Consider the following 24,115-nt stretch of genomic DNA (forward strand, 5'->3'; position numbering starts at 1 on the left):
GTTAAGTACGATCCAGTCGTGAGTGAATCCAGGCCCGTTCCCTGGCAGGCCGAAATGTAAGTATTCCTCGGACTAGGCGGCCAACTATCCTGGCTGCAAGCTCACCCCAGGTAAGGCTGGGGGGCTGGCTGTTATTCACTGGGGCCGGATCCTCGGTAAGTTGTGCCAAGCCTTCGCATGAACTGATCTGCTGTGGTCCATAGTTCTGCATTAATATAATGAGGATTCGGGCGTAGTGCTTTTGCTCACTCTGGACGAAAGTTTCGCAGATACCTGCCAACCACTGGTTTCCTTTATTTTGGTATTCTTCCGCGCGCGCCGGATGCAGTTCTGCAGCTTGAAACATCAGCATGGCTTTGCGTACATCCTGGGCTACCCAGGTGTCGTTGGGGAACTCGAGTTGCGCCGGATCGGACAGGAAAGGCCGCTCATTCTCCACCATCCAATTGGCGTAATGCATAAATGCAGCCCGGGCGTAGCTGTAGTGGATATCAGTGTTTCCTGCTTCTCTCTTGAGGAAAAGGTAGCGGGCGATACTGGCCATCAGTATCAGGTACGACCAGCCGGTTTCTACCTCCAGCAAATTTCGCTTTTTGATATTATCTGCCGGATGGATGGTTTTGCGAATGACCACTTCCGCATGTTCCAGCCAGTCGGCACCGGGTTCCAGCAGCGATGCGTCTAGCAGGGTATTGAGGTAATTGCCGGTACCCCTGGTAAACGGATATTGATGCGAGGAAGGGCGCTCGCCTTTCAGCAACGCCTTCAGCTTTGGCAAATCGTGTTTCTTCAGCGCCAGCAGTTGCTCCAGCAGGCCGCCTTGGCCCTCGTGGGAGGCCCGTATCCAATTGGCTAGTTGTAGAACTGCATCCCGCGACGCTGGCGCGCCGGTTATATAGTGGTGGTAAAGCAAACCAGTTGTATAGCAGTGTTCGGACGCTGGCCCGCCTCCTGTCTGACCAGGCGTTGAGCTGGTCTCGTTGTGGCGGGTGAAGGTCCGGTGTGCAGCCGTATGGGCATCCAGATAGTGATCGGTGTGCCAGAACAGTCCGTTGTTGTATTCGACTCGATCTTCATCGGTATGATAGATGTCGATGTCTACAACGTGCCGAGCCAAATCGTCCATTAACTGAAACCAGCGTTTATCCCCGGTCAGGGCGTACTGTCTTGCGAAGCCATATATTGGATCATACTGGTTATTGTAGTGGGAGATGAACGGTGGTTCCCCTTCGTTTTGGTAAAGGGTTTCATGATCCGCGAAAATATCGCCAAAGTTACGCCAGCCAAATTCGTCAATCACTTCTCTTTTGGCAAAGAAGTTAGATTTCCCATCCAGGCCTTCAGCTATGAGTTTGTCGAGAGCGTCGGGTTGAGTATTTGCCTTGAACCACGGAAAAGCATCAGCTCGCTCGTAGCAATCTGGAGCAAGCACTGGCACTAGAGGTGTGTAAGCTGTTGCAGATATGCTGTTATTGAAGTGATGGGCCATTAAGCAGCGCAGAGTCTTCCGTTCGCCACCCTGTAGCTCATAAGCATTCCTTGCATCTTTTGGGAACAGACCGATCGTTACCTTATTGTCTTGCTTATGTAGGCTGGTTGGGAAGTTCGGCCAGAAGTTGGGTATTGCCAAGTCGAGCTGTTCGCAATCGTGTTCAATGCTGGCGCGTGGATTAGCACGCTTACCTCCATTCCGCCTCTGGCTTTGGTTAGTGAGCTTGTAACCACAGAATTGAGTGCTGATTTCGACTTTAAAGCCTACGTGATTCCGGCTTTGCCAATTTTCGCCTCCACTTGAGTCTTGGTAAAGGTTGAAATCAGAAAGATCAAACACACTTGGGTTTTCATCTATAGCCTGCGGCGTGACCCTGGTATTGCTCGTGGCAAGCAGTGTTGTTTCTACCGCAAGTTCGCAGAAATAAACTGAGCCTGGGCCCCCTAAATTCCACAAAGCGCCAAGATGGCGGGCACGTTTGGGGTTGTGAGTTACGAGCTCCACTTGTATTAGCCCAGTTTCCAGAAAGACGCGGAGCTCACATTGAAACCGCGCCAGAGAGTCGTTGTTTTGCTTTAGCCATTCGCCTTTTAAAGTCGCGGCGATAAAAACGGGACCTTTTTGAGAGGTTTCCCAATTGGATTCCGCTTTAACGGCACAGGGCGCGTTTGCTTCATCACTCAGACTTACCATGGATGGAACGCTGGCGTCGCTATGATTAAAGACCTGCCAAGCCAGGTTGCCGGGCTGCAGAGCAATTCTGCCCGTTGAGGTATGGATCGCGAGGCTTTCAGTCGACTGGTTAGTTACAGACTCAGGAGTACAGGGGGAGGGTGCTGGTTGTTGGGCCAGTATCAGGCCTTCCTTGCTGTTTAGCTCCGGACTGACCAGAAAACTTACGTGAACCCAACAGATGCTGCCGTCTGGCCAGTGTGTGAGGGGTTCAAGCTGCAGGCTTAGAGGCTTCCGGTCATCCATCAGTGTGAGATTATGGACAGTCTGAACGGTGCCTTTGGGTAGTGGAATGCCAAGGCCAACGGGCTCATTAATGCGAGCTATGCCGTTTACTTTCTCTAGCTGAATGGCTATTTTTTCCATAACTTTACCTACTGCCTAACTTCCTGTGTGGTGCATAGGATAATCTGCCGGCTTGGTAACTTAAAGCTGCAATTTGGCGGCGTTGTAATCCCAAGTTTTTCACCTATCAGCAGGTTGCTGAACGCTGCCAGCAAGTGCGGCCGGTTGTTGTTCTTGGCCAATCCGCGATAGCGAACCTTGCCATAACCAAAGACCTGCTTAATGTACCGAAAGGGATGCTCCACTTTGGCGCGAACACTGGCTTTGATCTTTTCGGCTTTCAGTTTGTCGGCATCCAGTTTCTTCCGGGTGCCGGGCCATTTGGCAATGAACCAAGATACGTTCTTGCGGTGCTTATGCTCGTTCCGTTTTTGAACTCCGAGATAACCGGCATCGCCGAACACCCGTTGCTCGTCACCATGCAACAGGTTGCCGGTGGATACGATGTCGTGGACGTTGGCTGCTCATGACAATTCCTCCTATGCTCTAATCATAGGCTAGGGGTGTATAATGCACTGGGTAAGTCCAATCATAGGCTAGGAGTGTCTACTGCACCAGGGTAAGTCCAGTCTACTATTCATGGGTAACTCGGATTGGAAACGCCGCTTGTTGTTACTCTACAAATCTTCGAGGATTAGTTGCTAAAGATATTAACATTTACGGGTGAAAATTATGAATAGATGTAATTCAAATAAATCGTTAAGGCAGGTGATATTTATTCGATCTGCAACAATAATTATGTTAAGTGTTGGGTCTGTAACACTAGCCGATAATGAATTAATTTTCGACGCAGACTTCGACAATCAAGCTGATTGGCGGAATACTGAGTCTCGTCAAAAATTGCCTTATCCTAGTTATTCAACCAAAGCCGAAGCTAATTTACCGGGCAATTTTGATTCCTATTACACAAGCGAAAAGTGGTACCCAAATGGATCGTATACGGCTGGGTCAATTACCGGTCCGCATCCAGTTGGTCAAATTTCGGGGGTTCAGTCCCGCCGACCGGGCGGGAAATCTCTTCTAGTGTACGACGAGTCCTACGGTGGCAACAGTCGATGGGGGTCGGAAGCCCAGTTAGGTAAGGATTTTCAAGAAAACTACCAAGTGCTTTGGGTGGAATTTTACATCAAATTTCAACGCGATTATGTCTTACATGACCAACTTCGAAAAGGATCCAGCCAGAGCATTATGAAAGTGTTTAGGGCCCGTCATGTTCCAGAGAATTATAAAGGCAAAAACCGATACGATTTTTTCGGTACCGGCGGTAGAGCGAAGTCACCAGTATACATGTTAGATTTCAAGTCGTGGACAGTTCGAAGTAACAATTTTTCGGTAGCTCGCCTAACGCCCTTTATCCGCGGATACACTCCGCAAGAATTAATTGGCAGTGATGAAAATTATTTTTTAAAAAATTATGAAAAAGAAACTTCAATTAAGCAGGGTGGGGGTGACAGCCTCTCCTTTGCAGAGGTTTTCCAAACCGGTGAATGGGTAAAAATTAACATCTTAATTAAAATGGACTCCGCACCGGGGGCAGGAGATGGTGTTGAAGAAGTTTGGATCAATGACATTCTCGAAAAGGCCCGTTATGATATTCCGTTTCGTAGAGCTGGAGAGGGCGAGGGCGTTGGTTTTAACTGGTTTAGCATCGGTGGAAACTCGCATAATATTCCCTACCCTGAAGAGGATCACTATGAACAATGGTTCGCAATAACGGATCTGAAAATATACGGCGGCAAGCCGGATATAAGTAAGCGATTAAATGTAGAATGACTACGAATTATAAAGGCGTTATTACTTCATAAAAATAGCGTCGGTCGCCGCAAAAGTTTTCTCCCAAGTGTTTTCCATTAAAGGGAGTTGGTCGACGATCTCACGTTCTCTTATGGCTAACTCAGATTTTATAAATCTGATGCCGGTGCGAATACTTTCCAAAGAGTTTAATTTTGTGTAATTGGCACCAAAGGTAAAATACGATCGAATGGTTTTAGTATCGGAAAGTAACATTGGTTTTCTCGCTGCAAGGGACTCGTAGGCTCCACAATTCAATGTGAATTCCTGGTTGGTTAATATTACCGTGAAATCACAATTGAAAAGATGGTCTATGTAGCTTTGGTTGCTTACAAAGCCCAGAAGTTTTACATTTGATGGAAGACCTTCGATTTCTGATTTATTCAACGCACGATCATAATCTCCCGTCACCTCTAGACATATTTCCGGAAAATACCTGAAGGCGGCGAATACCTTTCGGAAAGGCTCGTCATCGGCAAAAGTGCAGATGAAGAAGGCTGTAAGGTTGGATTTAAGAGACTTAATTACCAACTTACTGGAAGGCATTAGATTTGGTATTTTGTCCGGAAGTACGGCTGAATTTTTGGAGTGATTTCTAATAAGGAGTTTCAGGTATTTATTGGTTACGATGGTATGGTCAGCATTTTCTAAACTATAATTACTTAAGCACCTGAAAAGCACCCATTTCAACTTATAGGATTTTCTCTGGTTTAGCTTAAAGTTTGTGTGACGGTCAATAATCGCTATAAATTGACAAGGTTTTTTTAGAAAACAAATCAAGGCTGCAAGAACGACGGAGGGATTTTGGGCGAAGACGTATTTCGGCCTTTCTCGAAAAATTATTTGAACGGTTTTAACAACTAGTTCAGGGTAGCGGAGCAGTCCGTTTCTTTTATTTCTTACGATAAAAAGTTTCGCATTGAATTCATGGCTCAGTATGATGGTTCGCCTTTGTCGCTCCCACGAGATCCATATACGATCATTAAACTGAGTGAACTGTTTTAGTTTCATATTTTCCTGCACTTCGGAGATTGGCGTCACCCGCTTTAACTGGTTTTGTTAGTTTTGATTACCGACCTGAATTTTCCATTATCGCCCCGGACAATTGAGTCTTGATAACGAATTTCGATTCCAAATTCTTGCCCGGCTCTTTCTCGAAGATTCTCCTTGAGACGATCTTCGTTTATTGCCACAAGCCCAGTTTTTACAATCACAATAGTGGCTTCTCCAGGGGAGATTTGTTGGATCTGAGCCTCTTTGATCCCGGCTATGCCTTTAAAAATGTGATCAATGCGTCCGATGAGGCGTCCGTCACTCGTTTCGATGTAGTCGTCGATCCTCCCATTGATGAACTTTAGCTCTGGTGTGCCAATCGTTTCTCCCGGTGCATTCGCTAAGGTTGCCGTATCGCCAAGATTGTAACGAAGAAGTGGCATTTGTTTGTTGGTTAGAGAGGTGGCCAGTAATCTGCCTGTATCAATTGAGCCTGAATCTAATTCAACCTCTGTAATACCAATTATAGGATTCGGTTGATAAATTCCTGTCTTATCCTGCCCGGCGAACATCACATATTCGGCTGTTCCATAGTAGTCGTAAACCGGGCATCCAAACACGGATTCAATTTTTTCACGTTGCCAAAGAAGGAGTGTTTCGGAGTTTGTAATCACCACTTTTGGTTGGAAATTCGGTCTGGAATCAGACTTTAGGTAGTGAACGGCAACATCATAAATCGCGGATGGGTAGCCAATCAGTTCTTCAGGCTGAAATCTGTCCAGCTCTTCTTTATAGTGGGGAAACGTCTTTTCATTAATGTGGTAACTGGAAAAAAATCGTTGGTTTTCAGAGTGGTTAAAGCGCGAAAAAGGAGGTTTCATGTCATCAACCGATTTTAGCATCCTCCCGGCAAAGGTCGCTCGTCTTGAGCCAAAAGGAACGCCGTGGCTTTCTTCATGATCGACCACTAGCGCCATAGCCAATTTATAAGTACGTTCATCGATCTGGAGCGCTAGCGGTGTACCGGTGCTGCCGCTAGTATGCTGGGTCATGAAAGGTTTTAGGGCATCTTTCGACCGAAAATTATGATTCTGTTCCAGTATCGTCTGCTTATTCAGGATAGGTATTTTTTGGAGGTCTTGAACCTTTGTAATATCACTTGGGCATAGCCCATGCTCAGCAAAAACCTTCTGGTAGTATGGAATTCGGTTTGCGCAGTAAGTCACCATCTGATGCAAGCGTTCTTCCTGGAGTGCTTTTATCTCGGTAGCGTTAAATCCCTTAGTCTTCTCAAGCTCTTTGCGAATTTCGTAATACAGACCTTTGTATCGCTTCTGATAAAGCCGATAACCATAACCTGATATCATCAGGTTCTGAAACAGTGGTGGAGAGAGAAAATATATTTTTTCAGCGATTTTCATCGTGAACGGCGCCTCCAATTTTTATCGATTTATTGTTAGCGGATAAATAATAATCTATGGTCTTTATTTTACAGACCATGTCCATAGTAGCGCCGGCTTCTATACCATTTTTTTGATTTGAAGCGATAGTTTTTAACATCCGATTTTTAGACCAGATGTCGGATATTAGCGAGTGTATAGTGGTTTCGAAAAAATCGCCTGAATAAAGGTGTTCGTAGTTAAACCATCCTAAATTAGGGCGATTTTTCTTCAACTTGAAAAAGATATTTTCAAAAAGTATTCGCAAGATTCTTGACAGTTCTTGAATAAAAATCGGTTGCTTCGCTTTCGCCAAAGTAGCTGCCATAGGGAATTCTAATAAATCGGCGTTGAGTTCAGAAATGACTCTTTTGGTTAACCGATTTTGAACTCTTTGTTTGAAGGGGAAATTGTACACCAGTTTGAGTAGATCTGGGTGGCTAAGAGGGGAGTAATACCCTTGAAACGGTTTTGCCATGCTGGGCTGTTTCATCATGTATTGGCGACTGACGTGGTCATAGTTAAATTTCTCAATCGCAAAAGAAAAATCGTCAGTCTCTTTTAAGTAGTCATCTAAGGTGTCATGAATTTTTTTAGTTGTACTGGCAGCGGTTTTGCTAAATATTTTACTGCCTTTTTCGCTTGTAAACCAAAAATTGTGAGGGGCCGTCGCATGTTTCTTAAAGTCGTTTATGATCTTTTCTTCCGAAACTATTTTTGAGCTTATCAGATGTAAAGCATTAAAGGCTTTCTGGAACCGGGTTCCTACGCTTGGAAAGCCATTGTGCCCTCCTAGCCTGGCGCCTATCACACCGCTGGTGATGGGTAGGCAAAACCTTTCTGAGATAAACTTGCTGGATAAATGCCAAATCGGCCATAGACAGTGGCCGTGAAGCTCCAGCATTTCGTCGAGCAAGCCTGTATCTATCACCATTCCTTTCACATCTTTAAAATAGTGGTCCGTCCGCAGAGTACCTGATAGTTTTTTTGCAATGGTGCATTCGCGGCTGGAGGTGTCACCATGGGTATAGGCTACCGTTATGGGGGAGTTTTGCGGTGCGAGCAGAGTTCTGGAGTCCCAACCTGCTGACATCATTAAAGCCATTGGGCCGTATGTCAGCATTACGTCGCTAAGCAGTTTTGCGAACGTTCTGCCATTGCTCGATGGCGTTTCAGCATTTAGTGTTCGTGGCGCGGCATCAGCAATCTGTTTTGTTACATCCAGAGATCCGGTGTTGATCTCTAACCTTTGATTAGGCAGTGTCTGCTGAATGTTCTCAAAAAAGGTACTTTCGCCTAATGTGTAGCCAAACGAAAGGTAGCAGTGAATCGCGTCCCAGTCGGGGCGATCACTGTTTTCAATGAGGTTGTCCAGTCGGTTTGATAACAAAATTCTGGAGTTAACATGCCGATAGTAGAGAGGTTCGGCGCCAGCCAAATCGGATCTTACCCTTAGCTTTTTATTTACGACAGAGTAGGTTATTGAAGTCCCGTTTACTGGAGCCTTGAAATCGATAGTTTTGCTGTCCTTTCTTTCGCCGAAGAACAGATTAAAGTCGCCAGAGTCCTGGACTTCGTGACGAATATAGAAAGGGTTAATGTCGCTTACCTGGAGTAAAACTTGGGATCTGGGGTACTGTATTTCAGTACTGTAGTTGTCCTCTGATCCAATGATCACTAGAAATGAGTTCGGCTTCAACATTTGCTGCTTCTCTTAATTCCGTAACCTGATCTTGACGGCTGGATTTCCGCCCCAAATAGCCCCCGGTTCCTCGATGGGCCGAGTCAACACTGAGCCTGCAGCGACTATAGATTTGTCGCTGACATCTGCCATCAGAACAGCGCTATTTCCAATCCAGCAGTCTTTGCCGATTTTAACTTTTGTATATTTTCCACCTTGATCCTGAATGGGTATTTGAGGATCACTAAAATTATGCTGTTGGTTGCCGCTCAGTATATGTACCCCACTCCCCAGTAGTGTGTTTTCGCCGATCGTACATTTCCCAATGTTACACTGCGGGCCGATATATACGCCTTTGTGAATAGACGTATCCCGGTGTGAAAATACCGTTAGAAAACCGACGAGGATCTCGTCAGAGGTGTCTTGGCAGGCAAGACGATAGAAAGCCGCACGGAAATAGATCCCAATTTTCCCCGGGATCAGGCTAAGTGCTTGAGAGAAAGACTGGAACGTGCCATCCGAAGTGCCGAAGAAGCTCAAGAGCAAATATGCGGCGTAGAGAGGGAAAATTAGTAAAAGAAAAATATTCTTGATAGATCTCTTTAATGTGTGGCGCATGTTCATGATCGATCCAGTCGCGTATTCAACCAGTTTATTTCGCGAAGAGGCCGAAAAGTCAAGATGGCGCGCAGCATTCGCTTTTCAATACGCGAGATAAGTAATCTCCATGTCATAACCGGTGGAGCCCAGTGGCTATGCAGGGAAGTGACGCGATTAGCTGGTAAAGGACTAGAGGTGGTCAATGACTGGGGCCCATGATTTTGCATTAGAATCACGAGTATCCTCGTAAGATGAGCTTCCTGACTGTATTGAAGTGTTCTCGTGACATCTTGCAGCCACTTTTGCCCCGTTTTCTGATATCGAGCGGAGTTCTCATGGTCAAGTTCGGATGCCTGGAACATGATCATCGCTTTCCGTATATCTTGGGCTACCCAAGTATCGTTCGGAAATTCAAGCTGAGTCTTATTGGCCAGATAAGGGCGCTCATTTTCAAGCATCCAGTGTGTGTAACGCAGCAGTGAGTCTTTGGTGTACTCATATTGTTCATCTTCGCTGTCTATCTGGCGCTTCAGGTGAAGATAACGGAAAAGACTTGCGAGCAGAACGAGATAGGACCATCCGGTCTCGACGTTCAGCAGGTCCCGTTGCTCGATATTGTCCGCAGGATGAATCGTATTCCTGATTAACGCTTCGGCCTGATTGAGCCAAGATCCGTGTTCATCCAGTACCCAGGCATCCAAAAGTGTGTTCAGGTAGTTCCCGGTCCCACGGGTAAAAGGGTATTTGTGGGTGGTTACGTGTTCTCCTCGGATCATTTTCTTTAAGGTTCGGATTTCTCTCTTTTTTAGGGCAAGTAGTTGTTCAAGTAATCCGCCTTGGCCTTCATGAAGTGCAGTCGTCCACCGTGCAAGATCAAGAACGGCTCGTCGTGATTTTTCATTACCGGTAAGGTAATGATGATAGAGGAGGCCCGTTGAGTAGCAATGCTCATCAGCCGGCCCGCCCCCTGTCTGGCCAGGAGTAGAGCTTGTGTCGTTGTGTCGGGAAAAGGTTCTATGGGTTGCTGTATGGGCGTCCAGGTAGTGGTCTGTGTGCCAGAATAAGCCGTTGTTGTATTCTGCTCGATCTTCATCGGTATGATAAATGTCTATGTCCGTGACATGCTGAGCCAAATCGTCCATCAACTGAAACCAACGTTTGTCCCCAGTGAGGGCGAATTGCCTCGCAAAGCCATAAATTGGGTCGTATTGATTGTTGTAGTGAGAGATGAACGGCAGCTCACCGTCGTCCTGATAGAGGGTTTCATGGTCCGCGAAGATGTCGCCAAAATTGCGCCAGCCAAATTCGTCAATAACCTCTCTTTTTGCAAAGAAGTTAGAGCTTCCGTTTAGCCCCTCAGCAATAAGTTGGTCGAGAGCGTTCGGTTGAGTTTTGGCTTTGAACCAAGGGAAGGCGTCACCTTGCTCATAACACTCCGGAGTGAGCAATGGTACGAGAGGTGAATAGGCTGTGGCAGGGATGCTGTTATTGGAGCTATGTGCCATCAAGAATCGTAGAGTTTTCTGTTCTCCACCCTGTAGTTCATAGGCACTCTTTGCATCTTTCGGGAACAGACCAATCGTTAGGGTGTTTTCTTCTTTGCGGACACTCGTTGGAAAGTTTTGCCAGAAGTCGGGTACTGCAACGTCGAGTTGTCCGCAGTCATGTTCAATACTGACTAGCGGATTAGCGCGTTTACCTTTCTGAACTAGCTCGCTCGGATTAGAGAGTTTGTAACCACAGAATTGAGTGCTGACTTCACCGGTGCAGTCTATATGGTTGCGGCTTTGCCAATTCTTGCCTCCGCTGGAGTCCTGGTAAAGATTGAAATCGGGCAGATGAAAAATATCAGACGTCTTATCGGTCGCCTGCGGGGTGACTTGGACTATGCTTGTGGCTGGCAGTGTTGTTTCTACGGCCAGTTCCTGAAAGTATACTGAGCCTGGATCTCCTAAATCCCATAAACCGCCGGGATGACGGGCACGTTTTGGATTGTGAGTTGTCAGTTCCAGCTGAACGAGGCCGGTTTCCAGAAAAATACGCAGTTCACAGTCAAAGCGCGCCAGCAGATCGCTGTTTTGTTTTAGCCATTGGCCTTTTAAAGTTGCCGCGACAAAAACGGGGCCTTTAAAAGTAACTTCCCAGCTGGTTTCCGCTTCGGCTTTGCAGGGTGCGCCAGTGTCATCGCTCAGAGTCACTGTCGATGGAATACCCGCACCGTTGTGATTATAGACTTGCCAGGCCAGACGCCCAAGGTGTAATGCCACGCTGCCGGTTGAGGTATAGACCACAAGACCGCTCGTAGTTTGATTAAAAACAGGTTCGGGGCTAGAGGGGGAGGGGGTTTGTAGTTTGGCCAGCTCTAAAACTTTTTCGCTGCTGGCATCCAGACTGATCAAAAAGCTGGTGTGGACCCAGCGAATGCTGCCGTCAGGCCAGTGACCGAGGGATTCGAGCTGCACGCTGATAGATCGCTGGCCATCCATAAGTGCAAGCTGATGAACTGATTGCACTGCGCCTTTAGGCAGCGGAATGCCAAGGCCTACTGGCTCTTTGATGCGAGCAACACCATTTTGTTCTTCTAACCGAATGGCTATCTTTTCCATAAATCTGCCCACTGCTCAACTACCTGTGTGAAGCATAGGATAGTCTGCCAGTCTGCTAACATAAAGCCATGTTTTAGCAGTGTCATCCTAGCCACTAAAAACTCCAAACCATGGGAATAAGCGTCACGCTCACAGCACCGGCAATCAAGCTCAAAGGCAACCCGATTTTCACATAGTCTGAGAACTTATACCGACCCGGCCCATAAACCATGAGATTGGTCTGGTAACCAAGCGGGGTAATAAAAGATGCGGATGCAGCGAACATGACCGCAACCGCAAAAGGCAATACGCTTACGTCCAGCTTCTGTGCCAGAGCCAGCGCGATAGGGAACATCAGCACGGCGGCGGCATTATTGGTGATCAGCTCGGTAAACATTACTGTCAATAAATACACCAGAATCAGCACTTGCCACGGGGATAAGTCCCCAATGCTCAATAGCCCACCTACTATCCAGTCTGCGGCCCCGGTAACCGTCATGGCATTGCCCAGTGCAAAGGATGCGGCGATAATGACCAATACTGGCAAGTCCAAACTGCGCCGGGCACGGCTGGCCGTCAAACAACCGGAAACAATCATGCCGCCCGCTGCCATAAAGGCTGCCTCCATAATGGGAAACAAACCACTGGCGCTGGCCAACACCATCAAAGCCAGAATGCCTAAAGCCGTGGGAGCTTTGCGAAAGTCCGGCGGCGTTGAATCGTTCAATGCACTAACCAACAAGAAGTCGCGCCGAAAGCGATACTGCTCGACAAACTGGTGGCTGGTTTCAAGCAACAGGGTGTCGCCAACGCGGAAGGTAATATCACCCAGTTTACCGGGGACGCGTTTTCCTTCGCGGGCGAGGGAGAAAATCACGGCATTAAACCGGGTGCGAAACTGGCTGTCGCGAACGGTTTTCCCGAGAGCTGGGAACTCCGGCCCAAGTACAACTTCTACCAGGCAACGCTGATGGTTCGCGACATCCAGCTTGTGCACATTGCCACTGGCGGGCCTTAACCCTTGAATCCTGCGCAACTCACTGGCACATTCTGGAGCGCCAATAAAATACAGCCTGTCGCCGGCTTGAAGCACGCGGTCGGGCTCAACCGCAGTAATAAGCCGGTCATCACGTTCAATTTCCGCGAGGTAGCCATAGTTCAGGGCGCGCAAGCCGGCCTCAGCAATCGATTTACCCACCAGCGGTCCAGAATCTACCACCTCAACCTCAACACCGTATTCCCTTACCTGGTTCAACTCTTCGCGTACACCGCCACGATCTGGAAGTAGCTTCGAACCAAACAGAACAAGGAAAGCCCCGCCGATCAGTAACAGCGGCACACCCACCCAGGCCAGCTCAAACAACCCCAAGTGGATATCGAGCTCGGATTGCAAAAGGCCGTCGACCACCAGGTTGGTACTGGTGCCAATTAAGGTGCAGGTTCCGCCCAGAATGGCCGCATAACTGAGGGGCAAAAGCAGTTTCGATGGAGAAATACCCAGCCTCTGGGCCCAGTCCTGAATCGCGGGGATGAACATGGCGACAACGGCCGTGTTGTTCATAAATGCGCTAAGAACACCCGTTGGCGCAATCATCCGTAACTGCGCGCCTTTAGCGGTTTTCGGGTGGCCTAGCAGGCGCCTGGCAATCCACTGCACCGCACCCGTTTCTTTCAAACCTGCCGCGACCACATACAAGGTGGCGATGGTTATAACGCCTGGGTTGCCAAAGCCAACCAGGGCTTCTGAAGGCGTCAGGACGCCCACAATCAGCAAAAGAGCCAGTGCTGCCATCAGCACCAGGTCTGCTGAAAAGCGAGTCAGCATAAGAGTGGACAACACCGAGAACAGCGTTGCCAAGGTGAGAATGCCTTGCCATTCCATTGAATGCGGAGTCTCTTGTTTCGGATTGTGGCGCGGTGGTCAGCCTACGATCAATTTTCGATCGAGAAGATAATTAATCAACGATTCCACACAATCATCCACCGAGGAGCCGGATGTATCCAGGCTGATTTCCGGGTGAGCCGGTGCTTCGTAGGGTGAGTCAACACCCGTAAAGTCACTGATCTCGCCGGCGCGCGCTTTCTGATAGAGCCCCTTGGGATCACGCTCTTCGCACGTTGCCAGAGGTGTATCCATATACACCTCTATAAACTCGCCCGCCGGGAAAAGTTTCCGCACCATACGTCGATCACTGTTGAAGGGTGAAATAAACGCACTCAGCACGATCAAGCCTGCATCTGCAAAGAGCTTGCTCACCTCACCAATGCGGCGAATGTTTTCAACCCGGTCTTCATTGGAGAAGCCCAGATCTTTGCACAAACCATGGCGGACGTTATCGCCATCCAGCAGGAACGTGTGGTAGCCCCGATTATGTAGAGCTACATCCAACGCATTGGCGATGGTGGATTTTCCGGATCCGCTCAGGCCTGTGAACCAAAGCAGGCAAGGCTTCTGGTTTTTGTTCTCCGCGCGTTGAGAGCGGACAACTTTGTGATCGTGCCAAACGATATTGTCTTCCAAAACAGCATCCTTCTGGTACTAAACAGGTTTGCAGGCCCACTCGGGGTAATTTTCTCGGACGAACCGGTTGAGATTCCGCTCGGCCTCTGTGTACTCCCGCTTCGGCGATTCATCGGAGCCGTTCAGTGCACGCTCTACCATGCCGGCGGCGACGGTTACGTTGGTGAGCCGGTCAATGAGGATGAACGCCCCAGTACCGGGATGGTTCTGGTAGTTTTCCATCACTACTGGCTCGGTCACTTGCAGGTCACACAAGCCGATGGCGTTCAGTTCCAAGCCTCCAGCAATCTGCTTATGGCGTTCGAGCGTGTTTATGTCGACTTCTTCCAGCACTTCATTCACATAGCAACTGGTCACCTTTGTGCCGATTTTAATGCCGTATTCGCGCCCGGGCACCAAGGTTTTCTCATTCATCCACACAAGGTGAGCGGCGAAGCGCTCGCCCATGGCGGGTTGCTGGCTGGCATGCACCAGTAGATCTCCCCGGGAGATATCAACTTCATCTTCCAGAGTGATGGTTATCGCATCCCCCGGCCATGCCAGTTCAATCTCGCCTTCGTAGGTATGAATGCCTTTTACCCGGGAACTCATGCCCGAGGGCAAGACGGCTAAAGTGTCACCCTTGTGCACCACACCACTGGCAACCGTGCCGCAGTAGCCACGAAAGTCCAGGTTAGGGCGGTTCACATACTGCACCGGGAACCGGAAGTCTGTGACATTCTGATCTTCACGCAGCTCTACCTGCTCCAGAATGTTCATTAGAGTCTCGCCGTGATACCAGGGCATGCTTTCGCTGCGATTCACCACGTTATCGCCGTTCAGGGCAGATATGGGCACGTAGTAAACGTCCTTCAGGCCCAGCTGTGCTGCGAGCTTCTGGTACTCGATACGGATCTTGTTGAAGACTTCCTCGGAGTAATCCACCAGATCCATCTTGTTGATGGCGACAACAATGTGTTTAAGGCCTAGCAAACTCACAATGAAACTGTGCCGGCGGGATTGGGTCAGCACGCCTTTACGGGCATCGACCATCACCACGGCCAAATCACACGTAGACGCGCCTGTGGCCATGTTTCGAGTGTACTGCTCATGCCCCGGGCAATCAGCAATGATGAACTTGCGCTTGTCGGTGGAAAAATAGCGATAAGCCACATCAATGGTGATGCCTTGCTCTCGCTCGGAAGCAAGGCCGTCCACCAGCAACGCCAAATCCAATGCTTCACCGGCATTGCCCTGGCGCTCATTGTCTTTGTGAAGCGAGGCGAGGTGGTCTTCAAAAATCAGTTTGGAGTCGAACAACAGGCGACCTATGAGCGTCGATTTGCCATCATCCACACTGCCGCAGGTCAGAAAGCGCAGCAGGTCTTTATTCTCGTGCTGGTCCAGGTACGCGAGGATGTCGGATTCAATCAATTCAGATGCGTGTGACATAACAATTCCTTAGAAGTACCCTTCGCGTTTTTTCTGTTCCATGGAGGCCGCGCCATCATGGTCGATTACCCGGCCTTGGCGCTCAGACGTTTTGGTGAGCAGCATTTCCTGAATAATCTCCGGCAAACTCGCTGCCTCGGACTCAACCGCGCCTGTCAGCGGGTAGCAGCCCAGCGTACGGAACCGCACCATCTTCATCTCCGGTTTCTCACCGGGCTCCATGGGCATGCGGTCATCATCCACCATAATCAGCGTGCCATCCCGCTCCACCACCGGGCGTTCAGCGGCCAGATATAACGGCACAATATCGATGTTTTCCAGGTAAATGTATTGCCAGATATCCAGCTCAGTCCAGTTGGACAAGGGAAAGACCCGAATGCTCTCGCCTTTGTTTACCTTGCCGTTATACAGACTCCAGAGCTCAGGGCGCTGATTTTTCGGATCCCAACGATGGAACTTGTCCCGGAACGAATAGACGCGCTCTTTGGCACGGGATTTTTCTTCATCACGACGTGCACCGCCAAACGCCGCGTCAAAGCCGTATTTCTCCAATGCCTGCTTGAGAGCCTGGGTTTTCATTACATCTGTGTGTTTAGCACTGCCATGGGTAAAAGGCCCGATACCCTGCGCTACGCCTTCCTGATTGGTGTGAACAATCAGCTTCATGCCGACCTTTTTGGCCATTTTATCCCTGAAGGCGATCATCTCCCGGAACTTCCAGGTAGTGTCCACGTGCATCAGTGGGAATGGTGGCTTGCCCGGCGCGAAGGCCTTCATCGCAAGATGTAGCATGACAGCCGAGTCCTTGCCCACCGAATACAGCATCACCGGGTTATCAAACTCGGCGGCCACTTCACGGATGATGTGAATGGACTCTGCCTCAAGCTGTTTGAGGTGGGTTTTCTTGGGAGGGGTTAGTGTCATGGTGATCCGTTAGCTCCAGAATTCGGCAATTGCATTCAGAAATTCGTCCAGTTGGTTTCCTGGCAGTACATTGATGCCAGCGGCGGCTTTTCGGCCGCCCCCCGTTGGAAATTGGCGAGCCAGTTCGTCTGCGCCGGTGCGGTTATTAATGGGCGCACGAATACTCACCAGATAGCTACCATCAGCTTTCTCGGTAACGATACCACAGGCTTTATCCGGATTTCGGTTGGCCAGCTCATTGCCCAACACGCCACTTACTCGACGGGCCCAGGGTTCGTCTGGGAGTTTAACAACAATAGAGGACGCATTCTCAGCCATTATGGGGGCTGCTAGTCCACTGGCCATATCGGCCTCATAGCCTTTTCGCAGTTTCTTCCATGCCAGCGGTTTGGAGGCAATCAGTTCAAGTGGATCCTCAAACTTTACAAACTCGCGGTATAGATCTGCCGGATGGAAATGCAGGTCGTCCACCGTGGCGCCATAACCGTTGTAGTTAATGCATACACCAAGGGCTTTAAGCGATGTCGCTTGTTCCGCAGACAACCCAGCTGCTCTCGCGAGACCTTCAGCGACGGCATTGAGGTTGTCACCAAAGGCTGCAGCAATCGCCCAGTTGTGAAAACGACCACCCAAATGCTGGTCTATGAGCAAACTGGTGCAGGTGGTGGGCTGGGTATCAATCAATGCTGTAAAGCCGGGCGCATCCGGCAACGACTCGCCTGGGAAATGGTGATCCACATAAAATACCTCACTGCCTAGTGCCAAAAGTGCATCTACAGCTTCTCGGTTCTTATCAAGGCTGATATCCAGAATTGTCGCCTTCACAGGCTTTATAGTTGGAACTTGTCGCACAAGGGCAATGTCACGCTTAACTCCAGTAATCAGGGTGGTCTCGGCAGGCTCCGCAAGTCGCAGCTGTATCAGGGCGCAAATTCCATCGGCATCGCCGTTAAACACATCGTACACATTCATATCGATTCACAATTCAGTAGGTAGCAGTGATGGGCAAGGGCATCGTGAAAAGCCAAAGTTTCTACTTCGAGAACTTTAGCGGGTACCCCAGTGTGCTAATCATCCGTTATGCAATGAAGGTAGATTATCTAATGTTTTCCTTAACATTGGTTGTTTGCCGGACTGGGTATCAAGCGACAGGATACTGCGTATTTCGTTTACATAAAACTCAAATTCTGACCGAAAAGCCACCCATGCTTTCCTGGTGTCAGAATAATTTACGCATATTGAGGTCGGTTTGTTGTTCAAATTCGTTTCTAATCCTCGAATAACTACAAAACGATCTCTTTAGAACTTTTTGTTCTTATCGGGCGTGTTAAATGCTTCGCTAAAAAGCACATGACGTCTCAGGAGGTGCGTTTGCGCTCCTTCAATGTCGAAGACGTTTACACCTGCATCTCCACATCAGTTAAGTTCTGATTTTACGTTATTTCACGTTGTTGAAAAATAACAATTTTAAACACGTGGCATGGATGATGCTGACTAGCAGGAAGCGCTGGCGTGCTGACTCGAATTCCGGTTGCCAGTGTCCACCTTCAAGGAGAAACAACATGAACAAGGTCCTTAAAAGAACGCTTTTATCATCTCTTGTCGTGCCCTTTGCATTGGGAGCGCAATTGGCCAGCGCGGGGACGCTGGTTACCACGTGGGACTATGCGGTCGACAGCACGCTTTTCGTTACGGGCGAGACTGGCGGAACCGGCACTGTTGACGGTTCCGGCAGCAATCTCCTGTCATGGGGCGTGGGTGATGGAGACCAGTCGTCTGTCGGGATTACTGATGTAGCTAAGACAGGTCCCCTTGTAACCGGCGGTGGCTTCGTAGACGGTGGTGTATTCACCCATACCAACAACATTCTCCCTGCTGAAGGTCGTGCGCTGTCCAGCTTCGATCTAATGTCCGATCTGACGCTGAGCCCGACGAGCCCGGTCGGCCCCGACCAGGGTCCGTTCACAACCACTTTTGAAAGCTTCTTCATAGAAACGGGAAATAGTGCACCTTGTGTCACCGGCGCGGGCAGCATCTGTGATGATATTTTCACCATTGCCAACTTCGGCGATCTGGGTGCGGTGGATAATGGCGACGGTACCTTCGACTTCAAATCGTCGTTCGTGTATGACGCCTACAAGTATACGATCTTCCTTCAGGTGGCGGGTGTGACAACCCTGCTCGACGATGCCTGTACGGAAGCGGGTGCTGATCCCGGATGCGTGGGTCTTCTGACTTTAGAGGACAATGAAAACGAGTTCCAGACCCGGTTCCGTATCGAGGGTGTAGCAGTACCCGAGCCAGGCACCCTGGCACTGCTGGGCATGGGCTTGGCCGGGCTTGGTCTGTCACGCAGGAAAAAAGCTGCAAAGTCCTAACTTTCGAGCATTTATAGCGCCTGGATGACAGTGCTGAAACAAGAAGCCCCTGCTGAGAAGCGGGGGCTTCTTACATTGGCGTTGGGTCAGGCAACCTGTTTGTTGTTATGCTTATAGGTTATATCGGGTTTGGCTGGCAAGTATCGCCCACCGTCAGTAATCAGCGCCCAGACATCTGGGCGGCGCTTCCTTATGCCTTCAATCAGTGACGCGGCTTCGGTGAAAGCAGGGCGGCGGCGACCGTGATACTCCAGCACGGGGCCCACATGATCAAATTCAACTCCAAATCGCTTTAACAGGCGCAGCTGTGCCGGCTCCATGACCGCCATCCAGTGGGTTATGCCATGTTTGACCGACATCTGGAGAATAGCGGCGAAAAGCCCAAGGCTGATATAGGGCATGGCGCGTTTGCCGTTTTCCGAATCGCTGTAGCAGACGAAATCGCTGATGCCAACGTCCGATTTGTCCTCATTGAGACGCCGCCGAAACTCTCGGCTGACCGCCATCCGGGATATTTCTGCGATCTGCTCGCGACGTGCGCCTGCGAATGCTTCCCTTGCATACCGGTCCATCCGGGGGAGGCAGTGGCCTTCCATGGGAAAATCGGCCTGTCCCGGGTTATCGCCCGCCATAACGAGACGAACGGTGGCAACGTTGTCTCTCGTCAGTCGGTGTCGGATCAGAGCGTGCGCGGATCGTGGGTCGTATGCATCGTGTTCGCGTTTATCGGCGAAGCAATCGGGGTCCTCGAAAGGCCGGTCAACACAATAAACCTGATACCGAACTTCAAAGACCTCGTTAATCGCCTCTGGGGACGTTGCCAACTCGACATTGAATACCGAGTTGAAAATGGTGCTGACGTCTTCCTGAATTTGATGGTTTTTTGTGTTTTTTGTTTCGTGCTGAAATGCAAACCCTGTGTGCATTGCTAAATCCTCATTCTGTCCCGTTCAGGGAGCTGTTGTGGCGATAGTCGCAGTGATAAAAAGGCGCCGCCTGAACTCCATTTGACGGCGTACTACGGGTGTATCGAGGTGACAGCTCATCAGACCTCGGAACGCTTGATCCTGGGCACGTAACGTCCGGGCGCCAGGATAAAATTGGGGTCGACTGCCGCTTTCAGTTGGCTGGCAAGTCTGGAGAAAGCAGAGCCACCGGTATGAAGGATGTCCATCGCGTCGATGTTGAGGCGGTAGGGCAGGAAGCCTTCCTTTTGACCCGCGTCGTACAGTGCACGATAACAGTCGTTGGCCCGTGCTGTTGCGTCGGCGTTCCTGCGATCAAAGAGCAGGGGAACGGTCGAGTCAAAACAGCGATCGTTTACTGTCGTCAATGTAATGAGCGGATTGACGCCGTACTGCGGGCAAATTCTTTCAACCATATTGATATAACGGCGAACGTCTTTGCCCCGTATCGGAACCAGCGGTGCGAACCAGATGAGCCCACAGCCATCGCGTGCGGGGTTTTTTGGTTGCCCGGGCCCGGGCAGGGCGCCTGAGCGCCAGTACGCCAGTGCCAGCGCGACATCATTGGGAGTGCCGTGCATGATTTCCAGCGCGCCCGAGAGCGTGTCCGCCATACCCTTAACCCGAGTAGCCAGCCTGCCGGGTAGTACGCGGGCAATCTTCCGGACGGCATCAACTTTCCGCCGGTTGATAAAGATGAGGCGGTCGGTCACTGGGCCGAGAAGTCGCCGTAGCGTGCGTCGGGCCGCTCGGGCTACCTCTTTTGAGGCATAAATCGCTCCAACCCCACTCCACGCCGGCACGCCATGACTGTTGGCGAGACTTTCAACTTCGTGAGCAGGCAGAACACCGTCAAGGGCCTTGTCTTCAGGGAAGGGCGTCATCATCGAGAGCATGCGTTGGCTGTTGAGCAGGTTAATCGCCACAACCGAACCGCCGAGCGTTCGCAACACAGCCCTGACGGTGGGCACAAGCGCTTCCAATTTGGCATCGTCTTTTGTGGAAAAGAAAAACGCAGTGACGGTATCGGGCGCTGGTGCAAGGGCGATGGTCATATTCACAACCACGCCGAAATTCCCCTGGCTGAAAAGCCCGTCGAGATAGGGGCCCAAGCCCCATTTGAAAAGACCGTCTACTTCCGCGCCGCCAAGTTCGCTGAGCGGTGTCCGGTAAAGGGTGCCGTCGGGCAAGATCGCTTCTATCTTTGTCACCGCCGCAAAATGATCAGTAATCGGCGTGATGCCATAGCCCCGCTCGAGCGCATTACCAAGTATGCTGCAGGTGGGCCCCGCGCCCGTCACCGGAACAAGGTAATTGCCTTCTTGTTGATCAAGGAAGTCCCTCAGGGCGCCTTGGGTGACACCGGGTTCAACGGTGACAACGCCCATTTCGGGATCAAAACCGGAGATACGGTCAAGCCCGCTAAGATCAAGGATGGCGCAGCCGTCTTCAACCGGGTTGGCGCTACCGTAGCCCCAGTTATTACCTGTGCTCACGGGATAGACGGCTACGCACCAACGTTGCGCGACCTTTAGAACCGCTGCGACCTGCTCTTGATTCTCTGGGCGGAGCACAGCGGGAATAGAGCGCTTGGTTCCGATTGTGGAGGCGCCGAAATCTGCTGCTTTAGACGCGACGACTCCAGATTCACCCAGAATAGTAATCCATTCGGCAATTGCAGACTCGGTAGAGATCCTATCCACTGGTGTTTCCACGGTTATCTGTGACTTTTATGAACACTTAATTAAAGTTTTGTACCGAGGTGTTCATCATTGGCGACAATTTTAGTCGAGAAAGGGTTGACAAAACATGTAGTATCAGTAATGGCTTTAAAGCAGTATGTGCTAAAGAATAGACGTGCAAACAAATAGTTGGAGTGAAATCAGAGAAATTCGGTGAGGAGTATTTTTGTTAAATAATGTTAAACTGGTTAGTTATTAGGCAGTGATGAAAGGGAAACCTAATGCCTTTCGGGCTTGTGATTAAGTTTGTTTATCAATTGAAGACACCGCAGTTTGCATTTGGGCAAGCACGTTTGCGCAGTCTCGAGGGCCGCAGAATGTTTGTATAGTAATCAATGCAAATCGCGTTTCGCCTGTAAATGCGGCCGGTATCTGCAGTAGTTTGGCGTTGCGGTAGCTCCAGCTTGTGTGCGAACCCACCTTATACAATTGGGCCACCAGAACCTTATTTCTGGTCAGGATGTTGCGATAAATTCGGAGGCCAGGCTCCAGTTGCTTTTCAATGTGCCAAATCGATTTGTCAAATAATTGAGGCAGATAGGGCACGAGTTTTTCATCAGCGCTTTTTTTCTGGCTCTGTGCGAACGATATCCAGGTATCGCCTGAATGCCAGACTTGCTCTTTTAGGCCATCTGGAAGAGAGATTGGCAATGGCAGTCTGCCGGATTGGAGCTGCCGGAATTCCGGAAGGTCAATGACCCATTCCGGTTTTTGGCTGGCCGTATTTTGAGCAAGTACGAGTGCAATCGGGCCAAGAACAATTGCAGTTGCAATCGCAGCAAAACCTTTTTTGTAGTTGATGCCTTCGCCAGCATTCAGGTTTGGCTTTGTGGTGCGTCTGCGAACGGGCGAAAAGTACAGTGCTGGTAGGATAAAGGCGGCAAAGACAACCCAGCCCATGGTTTCATGATCGGAAAGCATTTCGCTTTGCATATTGGTTTCGTAGGCAACGACGACCAAGATGGTTATGCGCACCCAGTTAGCGATGAGGCCGAGTGTGGCGGCGACGAGTAACGTTATCAGCCAACCGCGCCAACGGTAGTCGTTGAGGATGGATGTCATCATGGCCAGCAAAATGGCAATCGCGAAATAGCGTATTCCCGAGCAGCCGTCGGCGATGAGAAGGCGACCATAGGGAAGGGTGATGCTGTTGCCTTCAATAAGGGCTGTCATCCCGAACCAGCCTACCCAGGTTCCGACAACGACACTTGCGAGCTCCACAAGGGCCGGGACCACGTCTGCCCAGATAGGCAGTGAAAGTGAGAGAAGCAGAACGTAAGGGAGGAACTTCAGTGTTCGAGCCAATCCCAACAGTACCCAGGCCGTTGTGATTAGGCCAGCAGGAAGCAGCAGGTAGGCCAGGGTGTCGATACGAACCAGTTCCAGCAGCCCCCAAATCAGCGTTGTCGCAATTAATAGAACTGCGCCGGCAAGATGGTAGGGTTTGAGCTTTGCTTGAGGCTCGACGTGGCCTGGTGGATGAATCAACAAAAGGCCAAGAAATATTACGGCAGTTACAAGACCGTGTGCCAGAACCTGCTCAAATTCAAGCCAGGCTTCCGCCAGCCTGATCCAGGTGGGGTAAAAAATCAGGACGGCAATCGCTGTAACGACCAGATAAGGCCTGGAGAGGGGTAGGTTGTCTAATGTCTTCCTTAACATCGCTTGTCCGCCAGCCTGTTTATCAATCGACAGGATACTGTGTATGTCGTTTACATAAAACTCAAATTCAGAACAAAAAAAACCAGCCGAAGCTGGCTTTCTTATTACTCAACCGAAATCAAGCTTTTTGCTGACGGCGAGCCGCAGCAAGGCCTGCAAGACCAAGGCCAAGGAGGGCAAGAGTGCCAGGCTCGGGTACTGCTATTACGTCACTGACTGCAACAACCATGTCAGTAAAGTCCTCATCACCACCATTGGGCAGGTCTTCCCAGGCAAGAATAAGATCGAACGCATTGGTTAATCCGCCTTGGCCTGCAGTGCTATATGCCGCTAGATGGTCAAAGCCGTCGTTGTTCAAATTAACGTGGGAGTAATACGTCTGGCCTGTGTTTACAACGTCCAGATAGAAACCGAATGTGCCTCCGATAAGCGCTTGAGTATCGCCGGCTGTTAAACCTGTGTTGCCATCATCGTCCAGGTAGGCAATGCCGCTCAGCAAGTCAAAGTAAACGGATTGGCTGGAGGCGAAGCCGGGTTCTTGGCTCGCAGAGAAGACCTGAAGCGCATTTCCGAGTATGGCATTACCGTTGATATCGGTTTCAAACGAGTAAATGCCCATGTTGCTTTCATATGAGGCTTGTTCAAGCACAATTTGCGCAAAGAAATCGTCTTTTGTGTTGTCCATATCAATAAGCTGAAAGGACTGGGCACCATTATCGGAAAGGTTAGGTGCGCCTGCGAGAATCTGATCCAGTGTGGGCGTAGCAAAAGCTGCTATAGGAAAAGAGAGCATCGCTGCCATCGTAAAGGCTGTTTTGTACTGCATGTGTATTC

General features: G+C 49.8%; 17 protein-coding genes and 2 pseudogenes. 2 read left to right on the forward strand and 17 right to left on the reverse strand.

Annotated elements, in window-relative coordinates; translation table 11 throughout:
* Window position 1: 1 nt before the first annotated feature.
* From ACN0V1_RS05800 to ACN0V1_RS05810, 3 genes and pseudogenes are all read right to left on the reverse strand, one after another.
* The gene (locus tag ACN0V1_RS05800) at window positions 2-2,185 is read right to left on the reverse strand and encodes a hypothetical protein (RefSeq protein ID WP_417544396.1); all 2,184 of its coding nucleotides are present in this window, start codon (window positions 2,183-2,185) and stop codon (window positions 2-4) included.
* 213 nt (window positions 2,186-2,398) lie between these two features.
* Window positions 2,399-2,590, reverse strand: a pseudogene (locus ACN0V1_RS05805) (hypothetical protein); the annotation flags it as partial.
* A gap of 8 nt (window positions 2,591-2,598) precedes the next feature.
* Window positions 2,599-3,018 (reverse strand): annotated as a pseudogene (locus tag ACN0V1_RS05810) (transposase); the annotation flags it as partial.
* A 223-nt stretch (window positions 3,019-3,241) separates the two neighbouring features.
* On the opposite strand from ACN0V1_RS05810, the gene ACN0V1_RS05815 reads away from it, so the two are divergent.
* Window positions 3,242-4,342 (forward strand): hypothetical protein, encoded by a 1,101-nt coding sequence (locus ACN0V1_RS05815; RefSeq protein ID WP_417544108.1) that lies wholly within the window; start codon window positions 3,242-3,244, stop codon window positions 4,340-4,342.
* A gap of 21 nt (window positions 4,343-4,363) precedes the next feature.
* Here the strand turns inward: ACN0V1_RS05815 and ACN0V1_RS05820 are convergent, their stop codons facing one another.
* The 10 genes from ACN0V1_RS05820 to ACN0V1_RS05865 form a co-directional block, all read right to left on the reverse strand.
* Window positions 4,364-5,371 (reverse strand): hypothetical protein, encoded by a 1,008-nt coding sequence (locus ACN0V1_RS05820; RefSeq protein WP_417544109.1) that lies wholly within the window; start codon window positions 5,369-5,371, stop codon window positions 4,364-4,366.
* Between the two features lie 35 nt (window positions 5,372-5,406).
* Entirely contained in the window at window positions 5,407-6,774 is a 1,368-nt protein-coding gene (locus ACN0V1_RS05825) for a hypothetical protein (RefSeq protein ID WP_417544110.1), read from the reverse strand.
* Entirely contained in the window at window positions 6,761-8,494 is a 1,734-nt protein-coding gene (locus ACN0V1_RS05830) for a hypothetical protein (RefSeq protein ID WP_417544111.1), read from the reverse strand. Before ACN0V1_RS05830 ends, ACN0V1_RS05825 begins: the two co-directional genes overlap by 14 nt.
* Window positions 8,495-8,506: 12 nt before the next feature.
* Window positions 8,507-9,097 carry an acyltransferase gene (locus ACN0V1_RS05835; protein ID WP_417544112.1) on the reverse strand — a complete coding sequence of 197 codons (591 nt, stop codon included), beginning with the start codon at window positions 9,095-9,097 and terminating at the stop codon, window positions 8,507-8,509.
* Window positions 9,094-11,679 carry a hypothetical protein gene (locus ACN0V1_RS05840; protein ID WP_417544113.1) on the reverse strand — a complete coding sequence of 862 codons (2,586 nt, stop codon included), beginning with the start codon at window positions 11,677-11,679 and terminating at the stop codon, window positions 9,094-9,096. The genes ACN0V1_RS05835 and ACN0V1_RS05840 overlap by 4 nt, the downstream gene beginning before the upstream one ends.
* A 94-nt stretch (window positions 11,680-11,773) precedes the next feature.
* A complete protein-coding gene (locus ACN0V1_RS05845; protein ID WP_417544114.1) occupies window positions 11,774-13,540 on the reverse strand; it encodes an SLC13 family permease in 1,767 nt (588 codons plus the stop codon).
* 39 nt (window positions 13,541-13,579) lie between these two features.
* Window positions 13,580-14,179: an adenylyl-sulfate kinase gene (cysC, locus tag ACN0V1_RS05850; RefSeq protein WP_417544115.1), complete on the reverse strand. Its 600-nt coding sequence runs from the start codon at window positions 14,177-14,179 to the stop codon at window positions 13,580-13,582.
* Between the two features lie 18 nt (window positions 14,180-14,197).
* Window positions 14,198-15,610: a sulfate adenylyltransferase subunit CysN gene (cysN, locus tag ACN0V1_RS05855; RefSeq protein WP_417544116.1), complete on the reverse strand. Its 1,413-nt coding sequence runs from the start codon at window positions 15,608-15,610 to the stop codon at window positions 14,198-14,200.
* Between the two features lie 9 nt (window positions 15,611-15,619).
* Window positions 15,620-16,534, reverse strand: a complete 915-nt coding sequence (gene cysD, locus ACN0V1_RS05860; protein WP_417544117.1) for a sulfate adenylyltransferase subunit CysD — start codon at window positions 16,532-16,534, stop codon at window positions 15,620-15,622.
* Window positions 16,535-16,543: 9 nt separating this feature from the next.
* Entirely contained in the window at window positions 16,544-17,506 is a 963-nt protein-coding gene (locus ACN0V1_RS05865) for a DHH family phosphoesterase (RefSeq protein WP_417544118.1), read from the reverse strand.
* A 590-nt stretch (window positions 17,507-18,096) separates the two neighbouring features.
* Here ACN0V1_RS05865 and ACN0V1_RS05870 point away from each other — a divergent pair.
* Entirely contained in the window at window positions 18,097-18,912 is an 816-nt protein-coding gene (locus tag ACN0V1_RS05870; RefSeq protein WP_417544119.1) for a THxN family PEP-CTERM protein, read from the forward strand.
* Between the two features lie 86 nt (window positions 18,913-18,998).
* On the opposite strand, the gene ACN0V1_RS05875 is transcribed toward ACN0V1_RS05870, so the two are convergent.
* The 4 genes from ACN0V1_RS05875 to ACN0V1_RS05890 all read right to left on the reverse strand — a co-directional run bounded on the left by ACN0V1_RS05875 (window position 18,999) and on the right by ACN0V1_RS05890 (window position 24,107).
* Entirely contained in the window at window positions 18,999-19,838 is an 840-nt protein-coding gene (locus ACN0V1_RS05875) for a PEP-CTERM/exosortase system-associated acyltransferase (protein ID WP_417544120.1), read from the reverse strand.
* Window positions 19,839-19,957: 119 nt separating this feature from the next.
* A complete protein-coding gene (locus ACN0V1_RS05880) occupies window positions 19,958-21,580 on the reverse strand; it encodes an FAD-binding oxidoreductase (protein ID WP_417544121.1) in 1,623 nt (540 codons plus the stop codon).
* Between the two features lie 279 nt (window positions 21,581-21,859).
* Window positions 21,860-23,281 carry an exosortase/archaeosortase family protein gene (locus ACN0V1_RS05885; RefSeq protein ID WP_417544122.1) on the reverse strand — a complete coding sequence of 474 codons (1,422 nt, stop codon included), beginning with the start codon at window positions 23,279-23,281 and terminating at the stop codon, window positions 21,860-21,862.
* Between the two features lie 118 nt (window positions 23,282-23,399).
* Window positions 23,400-24,107, reverse strand: a complete 708-nt coding sequence (locus tag ACN0V1_RS05890; protein ID WP_417544123.1) for a DUF4114 domain-containing protein — start codon at window positions 24,105-24,107, stop codon at window positions 23,400-23,402.
* Between the last annotated feature and the right edge of the window lie 8 nt (window positions 24,108-24,115).

Source organism: Marinobacter sp., from assembly GCF_048266785.1.
In the GTDB taxonomy this organism is placed as follows: domain Bacteria; phylum Pseudomonadota; class Gammaproteobacteria; order Pseudomonadales; family Oleiphilaceae; genus Marinobacter.

What these genes read in the sequence shown, in the direction of transcription:
- ACN0V1_RS05800 (WP_417544396.1), bottom strand. Translation starts at nt 2,185, where the DNA reads ATGGTAAGTCTGAGTGATGAAGCAAACGCGCCCTGTGCCGTTAAAGCG.
- ACN0V1_RS05815 (WP_417544108.1), top strand. Translation starts at nt 3,242, where the DNA reads ATGAATAGATGTAATTCAAATAAATCGTTAAGGCAGGTGATATTTATT.
- ACN0V1_RS05820 (WP_417544109.1), bottom strand. Translation starts at nt 5,371, where the DNA reads ATGAAACTAAAACAGTTCACTCAGTTTAATGATCGTATATGGATCTCG.
- ACN0V1_RS05825 (WP_417544110.1), bottom strand. Translation starts at nt 6,774, where the DNA reads ATGAAAATCGCTGAAAAAATATATTTTCTCTCTCCACCACTGTTTCAG.
- ACN0V1_RS05830 (WP_417544111.1), bottom strand. Translation starts at nt 8,494, where the DNA reads ATGTTGAAGCCGAACTCATTTCTAGTGATCATTGGATCAGAGGACAAC.
- ACN0V1_RS05835 (WP_417544112.1), bottom strand. Translation starts at nt 9,097, where the DNA reads ATGAACATGCGCCACACATTAAAGAGATCTATCAAGAATATTTTTCTT.
- ACN0V1_RS05840 (WP_417544113.1), bottom strand. Translation starts at nt 11,679, where the DNA reads ATGGAAAAGATAGCCATTCGGTTAGAAGAACAAAATGGTGTTGCTCGC.
- ACN0V1_RS05845 (WP_417544114.1), bottom strand. Translation starts at nt 13,540, where the DNA reads ATGGAATGGCAAGGCATTCTCACCTTGGCAACGCTGTTCTCGGTGTTG.
- cysN (WP_417544116.1), bottom strand. Translation starts at nt 15,610, where the DNA reads ATGTCACACGCATCTGAATTGATTGAATCCGACATCCTCGCGTACCTG.
- cysD (WP_417544117.1), bottom strand. Translation starts at nt 16,534, where the DNA reads ATGACACTAACCCCTCCCAAGAAAACCCACCTCAAACAGCTTGAGGCA.
- ACN0V1_RS05865 (WP_417544118.1), bottom strand. Translation starts at nt 17,506, where the DNA reads ATGAATGTGTACGATGTGTTTAACGGCGATGCCGATGGAATTTGCGCC.
- ACN0V1_RS05870 (WP_417544119.1), top strand. Translation starts at nt 18,097, where the DNA reads ATGAACAAGGTCCTTAAAAGAACGCTTTTATCATCTCTTGTCGTGCCC.
- ACN0V1_RS05875 (WP_417544120.1), bottom strand. Translation starts at nt 19,838, where the DNA reads ATGCACACAGGGTTTGCATTTCAGCACGAAACAAAAAACACAAAAAAC.
- ACN0V1_RS05885 (WP_417544122.1), bottom strand. Translation starts at nt 23,281, where the DNA reads ATGTTAAGGAAGACATTAGACAACCTACCCCTCTCCAGGCCTTATCTG.
- ACN0V1_RS05890 (WP_417544123.1), bottom strand. Translation starts at nt 24,107, where the DNA reads ATGCAGTACAAAACAGCCTTTACGATGGCAGCGATGCTCTCTTTTCCT.